18 protein-coding genes and 1 pseudogene are annotated in these 19,145 nt (G+C 37.4%); 17 read left to right on the top strand and 2 right to left on the bottom strand.

Translation table 11 applies throughout. The features are described from left to right. Window positions 1-7: 7 nt before the first annotated feature. On the top strand, window positions 8-481 hold the full coding sequence (locus tag BCR25_RS16835; protein WP_069664774.1) for a glutathione peroxidase: 474 nt from the start codon (window positions 8-10) through the stop codon (window positions 479-481). A gap of 160 nt (window positions 482-641) precedes the next feature. Here the strand turns inward: BCR25_RS16835 and BCR25_RS20910 are convergent, their stop codons facing one another. Next, window positions 642-788: a type I toxin-antitoxin system Fst family toxin gene (locus BCR25_RS20910; RefSeq protein ID WP_342715845.1), complete on the bottom strand. Its 147-nt coding sequence runs from the start codon at window positions 786-788 to the stop codon at window positions 642-644. Between the two features lie 251 nt (window positions 789-1,039). Here BCR25_RS20910 and kdpA point away from each other — a divergent pair, with 251 nt between their 5' ends. The 9 genes from kdpA (at window position 1,040) to BCR25_RS16880 (ending at window position 13,415) form a co-directional block, all read left to right on the top strand. Then, window positions 1,040-2,722, top strand: coding sequence for a potassium-transporting ATPase subunit KdpA (gene kdpA / locus BCR25_RS16840; RefSeq protein ID WP_069664775.1), 1,683 nt, complete (start codon window positions 1,040-1,042; stop codon window positions 2,720-2,722). A gap of 91 nt (window positions 2,723-2,813) precedes the next feature. Further along, window positions 2,814-4,802: a potassium-transporting ATPase subunit KdpB gene (kdpB, locus tag BCR25_RS16845; protein ID WP_069664962.1), complete on the top strand. Its 1,989-nt coding sequence runs from the start codon at window positions 2,814-2,816 to the stop codon at window positions 4,800-4,802. A 34-nt stretch (window positions 4,803-4,836) separates the two neighbouring features. Continuing rightward, complete coding sequence (locus tag BCR25_RS16850; protein WP_069664776.1) at window positions 4,837-5,379, top strand: potassium-transporting ATPase subunit C; 543 nt, start codon at window positions 4,837-4,839, stop codon at window positions 5,377-5,379. 2 nt (window positions 5,380-5,381) lie between these two features. Further along, on the top strand, window positions 5,382-8,042 hold the full coding sequence (locus BCR25_RS16855; RefSeq protein ID WP_069664777.1) for a sensor histidine kinase: 2,661 nt from the start codon (window positions 5,382-5,384) through the stop codon (window positions 8,040-8,042). Further along, complete coding sequence (locus BCR25_RS16860; protein WP_069664778.1) at window positions 8,042-8,737, top strand: response regulator; 696 nt, start codon at window positions 8,042-8,044, stop codon at window positions 8,735-8,737. The genes BCR25_RS16855 and BCR25_RS16860 overlap by 1 nt, the downstream gene beginning before the upstream one ends. A 43-nt stretch (window positions 8,738-8,780) precedes the next feature. Then, window positions 8,781-9,902 (top strand): glycerate kinase, encoded by a 1,122-nt coding sequence (locus tag BCR25_RS16865; RefSeq protein WP_069664779.1) that lies wholly within the window; start codon window positions 8,781-8,783, stop codon window positions 9,900-9,902. A gap of 236 nt (window positions 9,903-10,138) precedes the next feature. Next, window positions 10,139-10,819, top strand: a complete 681-nt coding sequence (locus BCR25_RS16870) for an ABC transporter ATP-binding protein (RefSeq protein WP_069664780.1) — start codon at window positions 10,139-10,141, stop codon at window positions 10,817-10,819. After that, window positions 10,820-12,103: an ABC transporter permease gene (locus BCR25_RS16875; RefSeq protein WP_069664781.1), complete on the top strand. Its 1,284-nt coding sequence runs from the start codon at window positions 10,820-10,822 to the stop codon at window positions 12,101-12,103. A 370-nt stretch (window positions 12,104-12,473) separates the two neighbouring features. Continuing rightward, window positions 12,474-13,415, top strand: coding sequence for an NADP-dependent oxidoreductase (locus BCR25_RS16880; RefSeq protein ID WP_069664782.1), 942 nt, complete (start codon window positions 12,474-12,476; stop codon window positions 13,413-13,415). A 60-nt stretch (window positions 13,416-13,475) separates the two neighbouring features. On the opposite strand, the gene BCR25_RS16885 is transcribed toward BCR25_RS16880, so the two are convergent. Further along, on the bottom strand, window positions 13,476-13,784 hold the full coding sequence (locus tag BCR25_RS16885; RefSeq protein WP_069664783.1) for an ArsR/SmtB family transcription factor: 309 nt from the start codon (window positions 13,782-13,784) through the stop codon (window positions 13,476-13,478). Between the two features lie 103 nt (window positions 13,785-13,887). Here BCR25_RS16885 and BCR25_RS16890 point away from each other — a divergent pair, with 103 nt between their 5' ends. The 7 genes and pseudogenes from BCR25_RS16890 to BCR25_RS16925 all read left to right on the top strand — a co-directional run bounded on the left by BCR25_RS16890 (window position 13,888) and on the right by BCR25_RS16925 (window position 19,136). Continuing rightward, window positions 13,888-14,526: a nitroreductase family protein gene (locus tag BCR25_RS16890; protein ID WP_069664784.1), complete on the top strand. Its 639-nt coding sequence runs from the start codon at window positions 13,888-13,890 to the stop codon at window positions 14,524-14,526. 12 nt (window positions 14,527-14,538) lie between these two features. Beyond that, window positions 14,539-14,904 (top strand): DUF1304 domain-containing protein, encoded by a 366-nt coding sequence (locus BCR25_RS16895; protein ID WP_069664785.1) that lies wholly within the window; start codon window positions 14,539-14,541, stop codon window positions 14,902-14,904. 165 nt (window positions 14,905-15,069) lie between these two features. Beyond that, complete coding sequence (locus tag BCR25_RS16900) at window positions 15,070-15,666, top strand: nitroreductase family protein (protein WP_069664786.1); 597 nt, start codon at window positions 15,070-15,072, stop codon at window positions 15,664-15,666. Between the two features lie 24 nt (window positions 15,667-15,690). Then, window positions 15,691-16,536: pseudogene (locus BCR25_RS16905) on the top strand (VOC family protein). 138 nt (window positions 16,537-16,674) lie between these two features. Next, window positions 16,675-16,836, top strand: coding sequence for a hypothetical protein (locus tag BCR25_RS20495; RefSeq protein ID WP_169819035.1), 162 nt, complete (start codon window positions 16,675-16,677; stop codon window positions 16,834-16,836). A 360-nt stretch (window positions 16,837-17,196) separates the two neighbouring features. Continuing rightward, window positions 17,197-17,418, top strand: coding sequence for a hypothetical protein (locus BCR25_RS16920; RefSeq protein WP_069664788.1), 222 nt, complete (start codon window positions 17,197-17,199; stop codon window positions 17,416-17,418). A 491-nt stretch (window positions 17,419-17,909) separates the two neighbouring features. Beyond that, on the top strand, window positions 17,910-19,136 hold the full coding sequence (locus BCR25_RS16925; RefSeq protein WP_069664789.1) for an AMP-binding protein: 1,227 nt from the start codon (window positions 17,910-17,912) through the stop codon (window positions 19,134-19,136). Window positions 19,137-19,145: the final 9 nt, after the last annotated feature.

Here is a 19,145-nt window from a genome sequence, read left to right on the forward strand (position 1 = left end):
AAAAATTATGAGCATTTATGAATATAGCGTGAAAGCCACAGATGACAGTACCGTTTCATTAGATCAATACAAAGGAAAAGTGTTACTGATCGTCAACACTGCGACTGGTTGCGGTTTTACTCCACAATATGAAGGGTTAGAGAAACTTTATAAAGAGTATCAAGAACAAGGATTTGAAATTTTGGATTTCCCTTGTAATCAATTTGGACATCAAGCGCCTGGATCAAATCAGGAAATTAGTGACTTTTGTCAGATGACGTATCAAACGACATTTCAAACGTTTGGAAAAATCGATGTCAATGGTGAAAATGCCGATCCCTTGTACGCCTTTTTGAAAGGTGAAAAAGGAGGGCTTTTAGGTGGCGCTATCAAATGGAATTTCACAAAATTTTTAGTCGATCGTGAAGGAAATGTCGTGAAACGTTTTGCTCCAACCGTTGAACCAGAGAAAATTGCTGGAGATATCGAAACATTACTCTAAAAGACAGTTTACATGGTTACAAAAATGTAAGAGATAACATTCTTCTTGCTATTTAGGTATTAATCATGATATACTACATTCATAAGCTAAAAGCATTAAACGCACGAAACCCCTAGAGAGTTCTGGTCTCTAGGGGTCTTTTTATACGGTCGTCTGTTTATCACTTCTTTTTTCTGGTATCTAGCCAATACTCGAAAAGAGAAAGCAAGATACCGACAAGAAGCGGACAAATAAATGCCAAAAGCATTAAACACACCTCCTTCCAGTCGCTGGACTGTAAAGATAGACGACATAATAAAATACGCATAATTAAGTAGAAATTGATTTTTTTACTTATCTACTAAGAGTTTGGGCATAACACATGACCCCAAGCTCTCTTTTTTTCGTATAAAGATTCTATAAAGAAAATGCCTCAATTTTAACACTATCTTTATATAAAAACTGATATCCTTTTCCTATCAAATAAAGGAGAGGAATTTTGATGACAATTATTTCCGGGATTATTGCAGGGTTATTACTAATCTATTTATTTTACCAACTATTTTGGGGGGATCAACAGTGAGCAGCATCTTTATACAGCAAGCGATTTTTTTGATTATTCTGATCGGTTTAGCGATTCCGCTAGGTGTTTATATTTATAAAGTGATGACTGAACAAAAAATAGTCATGACAAAAATTCTTGGACCCATCGAAACGAACATTTATCGATTTTTAGGGCCAACAGCTCAAAAGCCAATGACTGCTAAACAATATGGTGCCAGTGTGCTGTTTTTCAGTTTATTTTCATTTGTTTTATTGTTGGTCATGCTTTTAACGCAAGGCATTTTACCGTTGAATCCAGAACAACTGCCGGGAATGAGCCTTTCACTCGCCTTTAATACAGCGGCAAGCTTCGTAACGAATACGAACTGGCAGGCATACGCAGGTGAAAATTCGTTATCGATTTTTAGCCAAGCTTTTGGTTTAACCGTTCAGAATTTTGTTTCTGCTGGCGTGGGAATTGCAGTTTTGTTTGTGTTATTGAGAGGGTTTATGAATCGATCAATAAAACATTTAGGAAACTTCTGGCAAGATTTGACACGAATTATTTTATACGTGTTATTGCCGCTATCTTTTGTCGTATCCCTACTTTTGATTTCTCAAGGAGTCGTTCAAACATTTGCTGGTTCTGTGGAGACAACAAGTTTGGAACTAGGAGAGAAAATCTTTTTACCGTTGGGAACTGTTGCTAGCCAAGTGGCAATCAAACAACTAGGAACAAACGGCGGCGGTTATTTTGGTGGGAATTCTGCTTATCCTTTTGAAAACCCAAACTTAATTAGTAACTTTGTTGAAAATATTTCTATATTGTTGATTCCAGCAGCGTTGATCGTTGCGTTTGGTTTATTTGTGAAAGATTGGAAACAAGGACGGACGATTATGATCGTTTCTTTAGGGTTCTTAATTGCTGCACTGATCGGTGTGACCATAAGTGAATATTACGGTCCGCAATTCAATCATGTGCTTGGTCAAATGAACCTTGAAGGAAAAGAAACTCGTTTTGGCATCGGCTGGTCAAGTTTATGGGCAGTTAGTACTACGGCAGCTTCAAACGGCTCAATCAACGCCATGTTAGATAGCTTTACTCCGCTCGGAGGATTGATCCCAATGTTCTTGATGCAGTTGGGTGAAATCATTTTTGGTGGAGCCGGCAGTGGCTTATACGGAATGATTGTTTTCATTCTACTAGCCATTTTTATCGCCGGACTATTAGTTGGTCGGACCCCAGAGTATTTAGGGAAAAAAATCGAACCTTTCGATATGAAGATGGTTTGCTTAGTGATTTTAACACCGTTGTTACTGACATTAATTGGAACAATGCTATTTATTATGAATCCGCAAGCCATGAGTTGGCTCGGGAACCAAGGACCACACGGTTTTTCAGAAATTCTTTATGCTTTTTCTTCATTAGCGAATAACAACGGGAGTGCATTTGCTGGCTTAACAGTAGATACACCTTTCATGAATATTCTTGGCGGTAGTATTATGCTGTTATCTCGTTTTATTCCTATGCTAGCGGTGATCTATCTGGCCTCTAATTTAGGGAAAAAGAAAAGCGTTGCAACAGGATCAGGCACCTTATCAACAACGAATGCAACGTTTGTAACGATGCTGATCATTGTTATCGTGGTGATTGGTGCATTGAGCTTTTTACCAGCGATGGCCTTGGGTCCGATTGCTGAACATTTTATGACAAAATAAGATAAAGAAGGGGAAACACTTGAAAAATACACAAAGTAAACGCAGCGTCTATCTAGAGGCATTACAATCTTCTTTCAAAAAATTAGCACCAATGATCCAAATGAAAAACCCAGTGATGCTAGTGGTCTATTTAGGTGCAATCTTGACAACGATTCTTTATTTTTTAACCTTTGCAGGTTATACCGATGCAGCACCATTGTTTATTTTAGCGATTGCGATTATTTTATGGCTGACGATTCTATTTGCAAATTTTGCCGAGGCGATTGCTGAAGGTCGTGGAAAAGCACAGGCTGAAAGTTTAAAACAAGCGAAAAAAGAAGTTATTGCTCATAAAGTGGCATCAATCGAAGCTGCTGCTGCGAAACAATTCACTCAAATCAGCTCTGCAGAACTTAAAAAAGGGGATTTAGTTTATGTCAGTGCGAATGAACAAATACCTATGGATGGAGACGTGATCGATGGTGCAGCTTCTGTAGATGAAAGTGCGATTACTGGTGAATCAGCTCCTGTGATCAGAGAATCTGGCGGTGATCGTAGTGCTGTAACGGGTGGAACAACAGTAGTTTCTGACTATTTAGTGATCAAGGTAACTGCTGAAAATGGCGAATCCTTCTTGGACAAAATGATTTCTATGGTCGAAGGAACGGAGCGTAAAAAAACACCGAATGAAATTGGACTACAAATCATTTTGATCATGTTGACGATCATTTTTCTAGTCGTGTCAGCAACTTTGCTATCCTTTACCCAATTTTCCAGTATGCTTGTGGGAAACGGATCTGCTTTAGCGTTAACAACAATTATTGCATTATTAGTGTGTTTGGCGCCGACAACGATTGGAGCATTGGTTTCTTCGATCGGTATTGCAGGAATGAGCCGGTTGAATAAAGAAAATGTGATTGCTATGAGTGGACGGGCGATCGAAGCTGCTGGCGATGTGGATATTTTATTGTTGGATAAAACAGGAACGATCACTTTAGGAAATCGTCGAGCAAGTGAGTTTATCCCAGTAGCAGGTGTGTCCGAATATGATTTAGCCGATGCGGCACAGCTTTCTTCTTTGGCAGATGAGACTGCTGAAGGTCGTAGTATTGTGATTTTAGCAAAGGAAAAATTTGATATTCGCGGACGTGAACTAAATCATGCTGAAATTGAATTCATCGAGTTTACGGCTAAAACCAGAATGAGTGGGATCAATTATCTTGGCGATGAAATTCGTAAGGGCGCAGCTGATACAATGAAAAAATATGTAGAAGATAAAGGCAATCAGTATCCTGATGAATGTGATTCGATCGTACAACGAGTAGCAAACGAAGGCGGTACACCATTAGTTGTGGTTAAAAACAATCAAGTTTTTGGTGTCATTTACTTAAAAGATATCGTCAAGAATGGTGTGAAAGAAAAATTTGAAGATATGCGGAAAATGGGAATCAAAACGATTATGATCACAGGAGATAACCCAATGACTGCTGCCGCTATTGCTGCAGAAGCTGGCGTCGATGATTTCTTAGCTGAAGCAACACCAGAAAATAAAATGAGCTTGATACGTGATTATCAAGAAAAAGGACATTTAGTTGCCATGACAGGTGATGGAACCAATGATGCGCCGGCACTTGCACAAGCGGATGTAGCTGTTGCGATGAACACAGGTACGCAGGCTGCCAAAGAAGCAGGAAACATGATCGATCTGGATTCAAATCCAACTAAGCTGATCAGTATTGTTAAAATCGGCAAACAATTATTGATGACTCGCGGTGCGTTGACCACCTTTAGTATTGCCAATGATATTGCGAAATATTTTGCGATCATACCTGTTTTGTTTTTTAGTATCTATCCTTCTTTGGAAGCATTGAATATCATGAATTTAACCAATCCGACAACAGCTATTTTATCAGCGATCATCTATAATGCATTTATTATTATAGCGTTGATTCCTTTAGCATTGAAAGGCGTGTCGTATAAAGAAAAACCAGCTAGCCAAATTTTGCGGCATAATTTATTGGTCTATGGCTTGGGCGGAGTTATAGCGCCGTTTATTGCCATCAAACTAATCGATAGCTGTTTGACCTTGTTATTGTATTAGTTCCTACGTGAGTTTAAATGAGGAGAGAAGAGTTATGAAAAAAATAATGATTGCTTCACTAAAAAGTGTCCTATTATTTACTTTGATCTGTGGTGTATTTTACACAGTTGCTGTTACAGCAGTTGGGCAAGTACTCTTCCCAACCCAAGCTAATGGTAGTTTAGTGAAAGAGAAAAAAGGAGAAAAACATAGCGTTATTGGTTCGAAACTAATCGGACAAACGTTTACGTCAGATCAGTATCTGCATGGACGTCCCACACAAGTTAGTCAATTATCTCCTGTTTCTAAAGAACAACACACTTTGGTTGAGAAGAGAGTTGAGCAAGCAGACGCTGTCAATGTGCCAATCGATTTAGTCACCGCTTCAGCCAGTGGGGTCGATCCTGAACTTTCTATTACTGCTGCGATGAGCCAAGTTTCGCGAATCGCCTCAGCTAGAACCATGAAAAAAGCAGATGTCCGTGATATAATCAAACAAAATATCACTGGGCTTAAAATCGGACCAGTTGACTCAAGACGAATCAACGTGTTAGGTGTCAACCAAATGCTCGACGAGGCTGGAAAAAGGATGGAATAAACGTGAATGAGGAACGGTTGGATCCAGAATACTTATTAGAAAAATGGAAGAAAAACGAACAAAGCCTGAGGTCTGGACGACTGAAGGTTTTCTTCGGTTATGCAGCTGGGGTAGGGAAAACTTATGCAATGCTGAAAGAAGCACATGAGCAGCAGGCAGAAGGGAAAAACGTGGTAGTTGGGTATGTAGAACCTCATGCAAGACCGGAAACCGAAGCCTTGGTAGCAGGTCTACCAGTCATGCCGACAAAGAAATATACCTACAAAGGAATAACGATCCAGGAGTTTGATGTCGATGCTGCTTTAAAAGAAATGCCCGATTTGATTTTAGTCGACGAATTAGCCCATACGAATGCTGTAGGTGCTCGAAATAAGAAACGCTATCAAGATATCGAAGAGCTATTAAAGGCAGGCATCGATGTGTATACAACCGTCAATGTCCAGCATATAGAAAGTTTGAACGATGTAGTAGAACAATTAACAGGTGTGCATATCTCTGAGACTGTTCCAGATACTTTTTTTGAAACCAGTGCCTTAAAAGTAGTTGATATTGAGACGGAAGAATTATTAGAACGTCTAAAGCAAGGAAAAATCTATCATTCAGAAAATGCTAAAAAGGCCATGTCTAATTTCTTTACGACGGACAATCTAACGTTATTGCGCGGTTTGGCGATTCGTAAAGCATCGGATCATATTAATACCAGTAACCAGCAGGAAACTCAAAAAAGCACTGGAATCCATTCCAAATTACTGACAGTTATTGACGAAAAAAATCCGGATATGACAAAAAAATGTTTACGTTGGACGGCAAGGTTAGCTCAAGCACTAGGGACAGAATGGATCGCATTAGAAATTTTAGAAGATATGTCCGAGCATGCAGAGTCGGAAAATTCAAAGCTGGCAACTAAACTTGGCGGCGAGGTTGTCACGTTAGAAAGTGATAATCAGCGTGACACGATTATTCAGTACGTAAAGATGCGCGGAGTAACTGACTTGGTCATGGGAAAAGTGATCAATCGTTCTCGATTCATTCGTCTGTATCGTCCAGATTTAGAAGATGAGCTGGTCTCATTTATTCCTGATGTAGATATCCATTTAGTACCTTATCAAACCAACAAATATTTGTTGAATAAATATGCTGTAAAGAAAAAGAGCTTTACTACGACCTTTACTTGGAAAGATTTTTATATAACCTTAGGTTTATTAGGATTAGCAACACTGTTATCAGAGCTAGGCTCCTATTTTCATATTGGTGATCAAAACCTAATCTTGATATATATCTTGTTTGTTTTACTTGTAGCAAGAGTGACAACAGGCTATCTCTGGACAGCATTATCGTCGATCGCCAGTGTTTTGATGTTTAATTGGTTTTTTGTAGAGCCGCTTTATTCGTTGACCGTTTATAAACAGGGCTATCCTTTAACGCTTATTTTCATGCTATTGGTGGCTTTATTGGTCAGTAATTTAATGATGCAGATCAAAAAGCAGGCCTTTTACGCGATGAAACGTGAACATCAGTTAGAAATTTTATATGAGCTGAATAAAAAATACCTAGTCACCCATGATCAGAAAGAAATTTTGGCGACGACAGCAGAATATTTATCAAATATGCTGGATCGAGAAGTGGTTTTATATGATGAGCAAGAATTAAAAGATCCAAGTGGTGCACCGATCAAGGGACCTTTAAGAAGCTTGGAAGAACTGGCTGTGGCTAATTGGGTCTTTGTTAATCAAAAGCAAGCAGGGTATGGCACAGATACCTTGATGGGAGCCAAGGCGCTCTATTTACCTGTATTGTCAAACGGGGTCACGTTAGCCGTGATAGGTATTGAAAAAAGCAAAGAAAATCCAATCACAGATGAAATCATTAGCTTTTTAGAATTGATTTCCACACAGCTTGCTCTTGCAGTCGAACAAAATATATTGACCTCAGAACGGCAGCAGATTTTATTTGAAAGTGAAAAAGAACGGATGCGGGGAAATTTACTGCGAGCGATCTCACATGACCTGCGCACACCACTTACAGGAATCTCCGGTTCAGTAGAGACGATTTTGGCAGAAGAACAAACGGCAGGATTGTCGCCGGAAACAAAACGAAAATTACTGACAGGGATCAAAGAGGATGCAGACTGGCTGATCCGTATGGTGGAAAATTTATTATCGATCACACGAATCAATGAAGAAACGATGAAAGTAGCAAAAAGTAAGGAAGCAGCAGAAGAAGTAGTAGCTTCTGCCATTCAGCGTATAAGAAAAAGCTATCCAACAAGCGAAATCAACGTAAGCTTGCCAGAGGAATTTGTATTGGTACCAATGGATTCTATCTTAATCGAGCAGGTATTATTTAATTTGATGGAAAACGCGATTCGTCATTCTAATAGTCAGTCGGCGATATTTGTAACGGTTTCTCTCACTGACAGAACAATTACATTTGACGTTGAGGATCAAGGGCAGGGACTGACGACAGAGCAAATCAAAGGCGTGTTCAGCGGAATGAATAAACAAAGTGCACCAGTCGATTCTAAGAATGGTCTGGGGATCGGTTTGTCGATTGTAAAAACGATTATTCTTGCTCATGATGGTATACTAAATGCAGGGAACAGACCACAAGGCGGAGCCTTCTTTAGCTTTACACTGCCGCTGGAAAGAAAGGAGCAGATCTAATGGCAACGATTCTAATTATTGAAGATGATGATGTAATCGCAGAATTTATGGGCGCTGTTTTGGAAAAAGAAAAACATACAGTTCATTTAGCCCACTCAGCTTTAGAGGGATTATCAATGTATCGTATGTGGCCGCTAGAGTTGATTTTATTAGACTTAGGCTTGCCCGATCAAGATGGTATGGAAGTATTGAAAAATATTCGAGCAGTATCTTCGATCCCAATCATCATTATTTCTGCTCGAGACCATGAGGACAACAAAGTAAAAGCATTAGATTTCGGTGCTGACGATTATATCACGAAGCCATTTGGCACACCCGAACTACTGGCAAGAATCAGAACAGCTTTACGCCATGCGGCAAATCGCTCAACGAACGAGGAACTCAAACAAATCATCAACGGGGATTTGTGTATCGATATTGAACATCACCGAGTGACCAAACGAGGTCAAGTGATCCATCTGACTCCGAATGAATATAAGATCATTCAAGTATTAGGTGAAAATGTAGGCAAGGTGCTGACTCATACATATCTCTCTCAAAAAGTTTGGGGACCTTATAGCAATGAGAGTCAAACGTTAAGAGTCAACATGTCGAATATCCGCAAAAAAATCGAAGATAATCCCGTAGAGCCAGAGTATATTTTGACAGAGATAGGAATTGGCTATCGAATGCTTGAAGCAAAGAAAAGTGACTAAATCAATATGACGGAGAGAATGGGCATAAGAAGGGAGTAGTTGAATGAACATTGTAACTGCGATCGATTCAATGAAAGGATCTATGACCAGCATAGAAGCTAATCAAATCGTAGCACGTGTATTTACAGACAGCGGGCACACTGTAAAAGAAATCGCGATCGCTGACGGTGGTGAGGGAACAGTAGCTGCCGCATTAAAGAATAACAACGGACAAAAAATAACTGTATCTGTCGAAGCTTTGAATGGCGAAATAGTCTCGGCTGACATTGGCTGGTTTCCAGCAGAAAAAATGGCGGTTATCGAGTCAGCAGCAGCTTCTGGTATCCACTATTTAGACCAAACAGAAAAGACGCATCCCTTACACACATCTTCTTATGGAATCGGACAAATGATTTTAGCTGCTGCCAAAATGGGGGCTAAAACCATCGTCGTTGGTTTAGGCGGCACTGGAACCATTGATGGCGGCATAGGATTGTTACATGCCTTAGGAGTTGAATTTTTTGATAAAGACAATCGGTTATTACCTGTCAAAGGAGAAAGTTTAGAAAAAATTGCACGGATTTCAAAAGAGAAGCTCGCGGTTGAAATGACGAACATCCATTTTTATATTGCCTCTGATGTCACAAGTCCTTTGCTAGGAAATAAAGGCGCAGTCCAAATGTTTGGACGTCAAAAAGGCTTAGCTGAACATCAGATAGAAAGATATGAAAACAGTTTAAAGCATTATCAAAAAATAGTTACTGGCAAACGAGAATCCGTTGCGGGAGATGGGGCTGCAGGTGGTATCGGTTTTGCCCTTAGAACTTTTTTGAATGGAACGACTCATTCCGGTTTGACTTTTATTGCAGAACAGGCTCAGCTTGAAAAAAAGATCAGTCAGGCAGATTTAGTGATCACTGGTGAAGGGAAAATGGATAACCAAAGTCTACAGGGAAAAGTACCTGTGGGAATTGCTCGAATCGCGAAAAAGCGTGATGTACCGGTCCTTGCATTTGTTGGCAGTTTTGAAGGAGAACCACAATTATTTCAAGAAGAAGGCCTGTCTGTGATTGTACCGATCATTGACCGGATAACGACATTAGATGAGGCAATCAAATCAGGAAAACAAAATTTAGAGAATGCTGCAAAGCGTTCTCTTGAATTATTGACCTTGTTTCAAAAGTGAAATGTGTTATTAAATGAAAACCTAAACAACGCCACTTAAACAGATCGTTTAAGTGGCGTTGTTTTTCAATCTCCATCTAAAGTCTCTTTTTTTATAGGGCTAAGGTACCATGACAAGAAATACAACTTCATTCAAAATAGTAAGAGTAGTAGGAGGTTGTAGGTATAAAAGGAGAATGCTTGAAAAATCACTATTTATTAAAGTAAGTAGCAAGCGGATAAAAATGGAGGGATAACATGTCTGTAATTGAAGCAAGAAATATAAAGAAAAGCTATGGACGAAACGAATCAAGGTTTGATGCCTTAAAAGGTGTGGACTTAACTGTCGAAGAAGGAGAATCTGTTGCGATTATTGGAAAAAGTGGATCAGGGAAATCAACATTTATGCATATTTTAGCATTATTAGATAAGCCATCTTCTGGAGAGATCCTATTAAATAATCAAACAGTTACGAGTATCAGTAAAAAACAATTAGACCAAACAAGGAACGAGCAGTTTGGGTTTGTGTTTCAGCAATTCTTTATGAATCCGAAAGATACGGTGCTAAACAATGTAATGCTGCCGCTAAAGATTGGTGGTGTTTCTAGCGGAAAGCGCAAAAAGATGGCCCTTGATGCGCTGAAAGCTGTTGAACTGGATGATAAAGTCAATAACAAAGCGAACAACTTATCAGGAGGACAAAAACAGCGAGTGTGTATTGCTCGAGCGTTAGTTAATAATCCTAAAATTATTTTTGCAGATGAACCCACTGGAAATCTGGATTCAGCAACAGGAGATAAGATCGAACAGCTATTATTTAATTTAAATAAAGAAAAGGGGATCACGCTGATCATCGTTACGCATGATCCAGAACTTGCGGCACGCTGTGATCGTCAGATTCATGTCCGCGATGGTTTGATTGTAGGAGGGGATGAGTAGATGAAATTCAGTGATATTTTAAAGTCAGCTAGTTCAAATTTACTGCGTAACAAAGGTCGGACGATTTTAACCATTGTCGCTATCTTTATTGGCGCATTTACGATTTCATTGACGACAGGTGTAAATATTGGTGTCAATGATTATATTGATAAACAAGTTGGTAGTGTAGGCGGCGAAAACCAAATAATCATTCAGCCTAAAGTCAGTGGCAGTTTTGGTGAAGATGGCGAACCACAAAAATATGATGCCGAAAAGAAAACCAGCACAATGCAGCAATATGAAGCTTTAGACAGCAAAGATGTTGAAAAAGTCAAAAAGATTAAAGGAATCAAAAATGTGGTTCCAATGAAGTCATTTACAATCGATTACGTTTCAGGTGCAAACAATGAAAAATATGTATTTCCAGCATCAGAAACAATGGACACGCTAAATATTGATTTAGAAGCAGGAAAAGAATTAAATCAAAAGACTTCAGATTTTGAAGTGAATTTGGCTCCGGAATATGTAAAATCTTTAGGCTTTAAGTCTAACAAAGATGCAGTAGGCAAAGTGATGAAAATTGCCGTGTCTTCTTCAGCTACAAAAGAAGAAAAAATAATCGAAGCTAAAATCGTCGGTGTCCGTAATACAAGTCTTATCCAGGGTGGGATGTCTCTAGTAAATAATGCTCTTGTGGATGAAATTACAAAAATCAATGAAGATGGCTTACCAAAAGCAATGACTGGTCAATACGGTGCTATGATCGGAGAAATGAAAAAAGACGTAACGGCGGATGACATTACGAAGATCAAAGAACGTTTAGATAAAGCAGGCTATGCAGGTCAAACGATTGAAGACCAAATTGGTATGATCAGAAATGTCATCAATGCCATTACAGGTGTTTTAACTATGTTCGGTGCCATCGCATTGTTAGCAGCAAGCTTTGGGATCATCAATACCTTGTATATGTCTGTTCAAGAACGGACAAGAGAAATTGGGTTAATGAAAGCAATGGGACTTGGCAGCGGAAAAGTCTTTACGATTTTTAGTGTAGAAGCAGCACTGATTGGCTTTTTAGGTTCATTATTAGGTATTTTAGGAGCGGTCGGTGTAGGTGGATTGATCAATCAAATCGCGGCTGACTCTTTCTTGAAGTCACTAACTGGGTTTACCTTGATTCAGTTCTCACCAATGTCCTCTGGGGTGATCATCTTAGTAATCATGGGGATTGCATTCCTAGCAGGTACATTACCAGCACGTAGAGCCGCAAAATTAGATCCAATTGAATCTCTGCGTTATGAATAGATAGACAAAGAGGGCGAGCCAAAAGTCGGTCAGGTTCGAGCAACTGGAGTAAAAATCGAACAATATGCTTTTTGTATTGCTCGGTTTTTGCGGATTTGCCGAAGAACCTGGCTTTTGACCATTGTTTATTACGTTTTAGAGTATGAAACAAACTTGATTTTTCGGTTTGTTTCGTACTTTTTTACTATTTCTGAAAGAGTTGTTTTTTCTATAATCGTTTAATTGGGATTCAGAGCACAAAGCGAAATTAATAGGTAGCTTAATTCGAGAATTTTTTATTAACTTCCTTTTAGTAAGCATATCATTTACCTAAAATGAATGAAAAGGAGTATACTCTACTTACATATTGTTGATAAATGGAGGATGAAAAATGAAAGCAGTAGTAATCAATCAATACGGTAGTAAAGAAGTATTAGAAGAACAAGAAATAACATTACCTGAATTAAAAGAGCATCAGGTCTTGGTAAAAGAATACGCGACATCAATCAATCCGATTGACTGGAAACTGAGAGAAGGCTATTTAAAACAAATGTTTGACTGGCCATTTCCGATTATTTTGGGTTGGGACGTTGCAGGTGTTATTACAGCAATGGGTAGTTCTGTAAAAGACTGGAAGGTCGGAGATAAAGTGTTTGCTCGTCCTGAAACCACTCGCTTTGGAACCTATGCGGAAGAAACGATCGTAGATGATTATTTACTAGCAAAAATACCTGAGAATGTCAGCTTTGAAGAGGCAGCTGCTGTCCCTTTAGCAGGCTTGACTGCTTGGCAGGCATTATTTGATCATGGAAGTCTAAAAAAAGGTGAAAAAGTACTGATTCATGCAGGTGCTGGCGGCGTTGGAACTTACGCGATTCAATTTGCTAAAGAAGCAGGTGCTTACGTTATTACAACAGCAAGTGAAAAAAATCATGAACTGTTAAAAAAACTCGGAGCAGATGAAGTGATCGATTATCATACCACTGATTTTACTGAAGTCTTATCTGACATCGATTTAGTCTTTGATACAATGGGCGGAGAGGTTCAAAAAAACAGTTTTTCTGTGTTGAAATCAGACACCGGACGATTGATTTCAATTGTCGGGATCGAAGACGAAAATCTAGCCAAAGAAAAGAATATCAAAGCTGAAGGCATTTGGCTTCAAACAAATGGAAAACAATTACAAGAAATTGCAGATTTAATGGCTTCAGAGAAAGTGACTTCAATCATCGGAGAAGTCTTTCCTTTTTCTAGACAAGGTGTCTACGATGCCCATGCTTTAAGTGAAACTCATCATGCTGTAGGGAAAATTGTTATAAAAGTAGCTGACTAACAAATAAATCGACTCTGAGACAAAAAACAAAAATCATTTTTGCTTTTTCCCAGAGTCGATTTATTTTTTTACCTGCTCTGCTCTATAGCGGATCAATTCAAGAAATCCAGGTAGTTCACGTTCAATATATTCTTGATTTAAAAGATAGCGTTTCGCTGTTCCTGTTTTGATCTCTTGAATCAGCTGCGCTTCTTTGAGCAATTTGATATGGTGAGATAAGGTTGATTTTACAATATGGTATTTTTCTGATGTAATTCGTTTTTCACCATCAATCAGTAAACAAGTAAGGATATTTAAGCGGATCGGATCACTAGCAGCTTGCAGTGCTTGAAGAAAAGGATCATTATTGTGAGTTCGTTTATTTTTCATAAACAAAGTATACCACAATCGTTCTTCTTTACATATTGATGAGGGCGTGCTATATTTTTAACGTTCGAAAGAAATCGAACTAAAGAAGGAAACGAGGGATATTATGGAAAACACATATAAAGAAAATAATTTCGATACGATCATGAAAGGCAGAAGATCGATTCGTAGCTACGATCCTACTGTTAAAATCAGCCGTGAAGAAATGGAGCAAATCATTAACGATACAGTGAAAGCACCTTCTTCTGTAAATATGCAGCCTTGGCGTTTTACTGTTGTTGAAAGTGAAGCAGGTAAAGAAGCGTTAGAGCCACTTATCCGTTTTAATAAACTACAAAATCAAACATCAGCCGCAATGATCGTGATTTTTGGCGATTTAAATAGCTTTGAATATGCTGAAAAAATTTACAGTACAGCGGTTGAACAAAACTTAATGCCCCAAGAAGTGAAAGATCGTCAATTAGAAGTATTAAGTCCATTATTTGAACAAATGGCAACAGAGGACAAAAAAGAAACAGCGATTATCGATGGCGCTTTAGCTGCGATGAATTTAATGCTAGTTGCTCGTGCCTATGGTTATGATACAAATCCTATTGGTGGTTTTGAGCGTGAAAAAATTGCAGAAGCATTAGGTATGGATAAAGAACGTTACTACCCAGTCATGATCGTTTCAATCGGAAAAGCCAATGAAGAGGGATATCCTTCTTACCGTTTACCAGCAACTGATATTACAACTTGGAAATAGGAGGAAACATCCATGCATATTATTCCACTCATTTTAGCTGTGATTGTGGCGCTTGAGCATTTTTATATTTTATATTTAGAGATGTTTCAGACGACATCTCCTGCAGCGCAGCGTGCTTTTGGTTTAGATAAAGAATTTTTAGCAGATCCAAGAGTGCAAACATTATTTAAAAATCAAGGATTATACAATGGTTTTTTAGGAGCGGGAATTCTATGGGGTGCTTTCTTTGCTGCGAATAGTTGGAGTGTAGTGACCTTCTTCATCGTCTGTGTGGTAGTTGCCGCAGGATATGGAGGGCTGACTTCATCCAAATCGATTTTGATAAAACAAGGTATTCCAGCAATCATTACATTTATAGCATTGTTGATTTTTAGATAGTAAAAGAAAAGTTTGAGGCAATAAAGTCTATTGTCTTAAGCTTTTTCCTTTTGTTCTAAAAAAAACTTATAAAAAGTAAGTCAAATTTCTTTACTTACTTTTAGTAAGAGGTTATACTGTGAAAGTAATCTTAAAACTAATTGAAATTGAAAAGGAGCAATACACATGACAGAATTTATTCAAGCATTAAAAAAACGCCGTTCAATCTACGCTTTAGGAGATAACCTTCCGCAATCACAAGAAGAAATCAAAGCGTTAGTAAAAGAAGTAGTTAGAGAAAGCCCATCATCATTTAACTCACAAACACAACGCGTAGTTTTCTTATTCGGTGATGCACACAAAAAATTATGGTCAATCACAGAAGAAGCTTTGAAACCTTTAACACCTGCAGAAGCTTTCCCAAATACACAAGCAAAATTACAAAGCTTTGCAGCTGGAACAGGTACATTACTTTTCTTTGAAGATATGGATATCGTTAAAAACCTACAAGAACAATTTGAACTATACGCAGATAACTTCCCAGTATGGTCAGAACAAGCAAGCGGTTTGACTCAAGCAAACGTTTGGACTGCATTAGCGCAAGAAAATATTGGTGCAAACTTACAACATTACAACCCAGTAATCGATGAAGCCGTTGCAAAAGAATGGTCAATTCCAAGCCAATGGAAATTAAGAGCACAACTTGTTTTCGGTTCAATCGAAGCTGAAGCTGGCGAAAAAGAATACATGGAAGATAGCGCACGTTTCCTAGAATTTAACTAATTAGCGCAATTGGAGGAGAGAAGCATGGTGGTCACATTACCTAAAGAAACGATTGTAAAACAAGTGAAATTAAACGTACAAAATCTGGATGAAATGACAGAATTTTATACGAAAATGATTGGTCTCGTTTTACTGAAAAAAGAGGACAACAGAGCTTTCTTAGGTGCACAAGGAACTTCTGAAGCAATCGTGATTTTGGAAGAACTTGTCGATCCTATCGTAAATGATAAAACGACAGGATTGTATCATACTGCTTTTCTCTTGCCAACGCGTAAAGATTTAGGCAATAGCTTATTATGGCTATTACAAAATAATATTGAAATCGGCGCTGCTGACCATGGTTATAGCGAAGCAATTTATCTAAGCGATCCAGAAGGAAATGGTATCGAAATCTATCGAGATAAACCGATGACCGAATGGGATATTCGGGCAGATGGAGAAATCATTGGCGTGACGGAAGAACTGGATGGCGATGCTGTCGTCGGAGCTGCTGATGGCAAATGGTTAGGTATGGCGCCAGGATCAAGAATCGGTCATGTTCATTTACAGGTCGCAGATTTAGAGGAAACGGAGAAGTTTTATGAACAACTTGGTTTTTCTTAGAAATCGAATTTTGGCAGACGCGCTAAATTCTTTGCCGCAGGAGAGTATCATCATCATATCGGGACGAATACATGGAATGGTGAGCACGTGGCTTTAATTGGGGAGAATCAGTTGGGCTTAGCATGGTATACATTCCAGTTGCCGTCTAAAAAAGCATTTGAGCTTTTTATCAAGGAACTTGATGAATCAACGGTTGAATATGCGAAGGAAAATGAGCAAATCACGATTCAAGATCCAAATGGGATGCAGATTAAGTTTGGATATTAGATTGAAAAAGTCAACTTCATAATTGAGGTTGGCTTTTTTTGTGTTGATTTTGTAAAGTAGTGATTTGTTCGGTTAGGGATAAGGGGGATATATTAAAAATGAGGGTTTTTGGGACAAAAAAAGAAAGAAGGAAAAGAAATGAATGAACAGATCGAAAAAGTGATTAACGGGTGGAAACGCCAGGGCAAAAAATGGGGAGAACAAAATCATAGCCCGTTACTTTGGTTATTGATTATCGGTGAAGATTTTGGTGAAATGTGTAAAGAAGCAAATGAATATGGTTTTAGTCCAGGTCTGTAAAGAATACAAGATTTACAACTGAAGCAATTCAATGCGCTGCTTGTTGTGTTGCTATGGTAGGGTCTTTGGATCGAATTTTGCTAAAGGATCTAACAGCATAAGAAAAATAAGACGACAGTTTTTGAAAAAGGAAATAATATTTTGAAAGTTTTAGAATTTTTGCTAGAAATAATTAGAGCTACTTTTTTCTTAATAGTATATTACCTTTTAATGAAATATAAAATGTCTAGTGTAGAGTATAGAAATGAGATTAGTTTATTTTTTTGTAGTATGTTTGCGCTTGTTATGTGGGGAATACTTGATCCAATAAAATTAAAGGAAAATAAATGACTGCTTTTGGGAAGGAAAAGAGAAAAATAAATGTTAGAAGTAATAAAAAATGAATTAAATAAGATGAAAGTTATTGATAGTTCTGCAGGTGGAGGAGAACTAGAATGTGGATTAATCAAAGATGTTGAAGACTATCGAAAGAAAATAATTATGTTGCTATGTTTAGTTAATAATTGGGTTATAGTCCCTGAACATTATGCTCCTGCAACCTATAAATTTATTGATGTATGTAAAAGGGAATGTGAAGAATAGCTTGATCTAGCTTATCTCGTTTACAATTTTTTCCAAAGCGTTCAAGCAGATCTTTTAGGGGTTAATGAAGAGAGGATAATATCACCAGATTAGAGGGTTTTTGATAAATGGAGATATAAAAAACACTATGACTTTCATTGTTTGCCATAGTGTCATTGCTAAAAAGAAGTCTCGAAAACTTACATCATAAGAATCAACCAAGTGCTGTTCAATAACTGGTATCTATAATCGTAGACAACATTTATAGAATAGCGTTGCATATGGTGGTAAAACTATTCATTTTATAGCCAAAGAATTTGAATAAATTGATCAAACAGACATCTGCTTTTTCATTTGAAAATAACGAGAAAAAAGAAAAACAGATTAGAATATGATGAATATTTGCTTGACATATCATTGGAACTTATTATATAGTTGGATTGTTAATGTTACAAAATGATAGTGCTATTTTCCATAGTGCTATTTAAAAACTAGAAGCGAGGAAATGATTTTTGGAAGAAAAAATATTAGAGATAGCAAATTATGCTAAGAACAAATCACTTTATTATGCTGAAAAATATTTGAACTATGAAATAAAAAATATTGATGATTTTTACAAATTACCACTTTCTGATTCCAAGATGTTTTTGGAAGCACAAGAAAATTTACTAACAACTCAACCAAATCCAAAAAATTCTTATGTTTTTTCAACTGGAGGAAGTTTAGGTAAACCCAAGAATGTGCATGTGTCTTTTGAGGAGTTCCATAGAAATATATCTTTTCATGGGCTTTCTTATAATAAGGCAGGTATAGGCAGAGATGATAGGGTTGCTACTTTTGGAATACCAGGAACCAAGACTTCAGAATTTAGTGTTTACTTAGGTTTAGAAAAAACGGGATGTTTTATTCTTCCTATTGGTGTACATGATGATTTTGATTATATTTACCATGCTATAAAAGAACATAATATTAACACACTATTAGTTATGCCGACAGATTTATTAACTTTTGTAAATTATCTTAACCAAAAAAAATATTTTTTGGAAATTGAAAAAATCATTACTGGAGGAGAAGCACTTGCCAGCACAAGTAAGCTATTTCTTTCTGATTCGATTGGAGTAAAATTCTTCGGTTCTACTTTTCAAGGAATGGATTTCGGTACTATTGGTTATAATAATGGAAGTAAAGATTCTAATGTATATTGTATTAATAATGATGATTTGTTCATTGAGGTTTTAAAGCTTAATGAGCAAGGTATTGATAAAGGCGGAGAAATTGTTGTGACGAATATTTCTCGTAGATTATCACCAGTTGTTAGGTATAAAACTGGTGATTACGGATTGAAGTTTTTTGAAAATAACAAAATGTACATTAAGGTATTAGGAAGAGTTGGAAGTAAGCCTAAGATTGGTGGAGAAATTTTTAACTTGGATATATTAGATAGATTCATAGAAAATAAGTCTTTCTATACAGGAAGACATCAAACTGTAATAAGCAAAGAAAATAATGTGGATAAAGTTCTAATTAAAATTGAGACAATTCTAAATACAGATTTTTCTTACCAGAGTGAAAAAGAGCGATTAAATAACTTCTTAAAAGAAAATCATCCTAAGCTAGAAAGTCAATTGCTGAATAACTATATTGAATCAATAGATTTTTTATTTGAGAATGAAAAATCCATAAAATTTCACAAATCAGAAAATACAAAAAAAATAATAAAAGTTATAGATGAAAGGTAGTGTTTAGAC

Source organism: Enterococcus termitis, assembly GCF_001730305.1.
Lineage (GTDB): Bacteria > Bacillota > Bacilli > Lactobacillales > Enterococcaceae > Enterococcus_L > Enterococcus_L termitis.

Excerpts from the sequence above, each read along its gene's own strand:
- BCR25_RS16870 (WP_069664780.1), top strand. The coding sequence starts at position 10,139 with ATGTCTGTAATTGAAGCAAGAAATATAAAGAAAAGCTATGGACGAAAC.
- BCR25_RS16890 (WP_069664784.1), top strand. The coding sequence starts at position 13,888 with ATGGAAAACACATATAAAGAAAATAATTTCGATACGATCATGAAAGGC.
- BCR25_RS16895 (WP_069664785.1), top strand. The coding sequence starts at position 14,539 with ATGCATATTATTCCACTCATTTTAGCTGTGATTGTGGCGCTTGAGCAT.
- BCR25_RS16865 (WP_069664779.1), top strand. The coding sequence starts at position 8,781 with ATGAACATTGTAACTGCGATCGATTCAATGAAAGGATCTATGACCAGC.
- BCR25_RS16860 (WP_069664778.1), top strand. The coding sequence starts at position 8,042 with ATGGCAACGATTCTAATTATTGAAGATGATGATGTAATCGCAGAATTT.
- BCR25_RS16875 (WP_069664781.1), top strand. The coding sequence starts at position 10,820 with ATGAAATTCAGTGATATTTTAAAGTCAGCTAGTTCAAATTTACTGCGT.
- BCR25_RS20495 (WP_169819035.1), top strand. The coding sequence starts at position 16,675 with ATGAATGAACAGATCGAAAAAGTGATTAACGGGTGGAAACGCCAGGGC.
- kdpB (WP_069664962.1), top strand. The coding sequence starts at position 2,814 with ATGATCCAAATGAAAAACCCAGTGATGCTAGTGGTCTATTTAGGTGCA.
- BCR25_RS16835 (WP_069664774.1), top strand. The coding sequence starts at position 8 with ATGAGCATTTATGAATATAGCGTGAAAGCCACAGATGACAGTACCGTT.
- BCR25_RS20910 (WP_342715845.1), bottom strand. The coding sequence starts at position 788 with ATGCGTATTTTATTATGTCGTCTATCTTTACAGTCCAGCGACTGGAAG.
- BCR25_RS16920 (WP_069664788.1), top strand. The coding sequence starts at position 17,197 with ATGTTAGAAGTAATAAAAAATGAATTAAATAAGATGAAAGTTATTGAT.
- BCR25_RS16900 (WP_069664786.1), top strand. The coding sequence starts at position 15,070 with ATGACAGAATTTATTCAAGCATTAAAAAAACGCCGTTCAATCTACGCT.
- BCR25_RS16880 (WP_069664782.1), top strand. The coding sequence starts at position 12,474 with ATGAAAGCAGTAGTAATCAATCAATACGGTAGTAAAGAAGTATTAGAA.
- BCR25_RS16850 (WP_069664776.1), top strand. The coding sequence starts at position 4,837 with ATGAAAAAAATAATGATTGCTTCACTAAAAAGTGTCCTATTATTTACT.
- BCR25_RS16885 (WP_069664783.1), bottom strand. The coding sequence starts at position 13,784 with ATGAAAAATAAACGAACTCACAATAATGATCCTTTTCTTCAAGCACTG.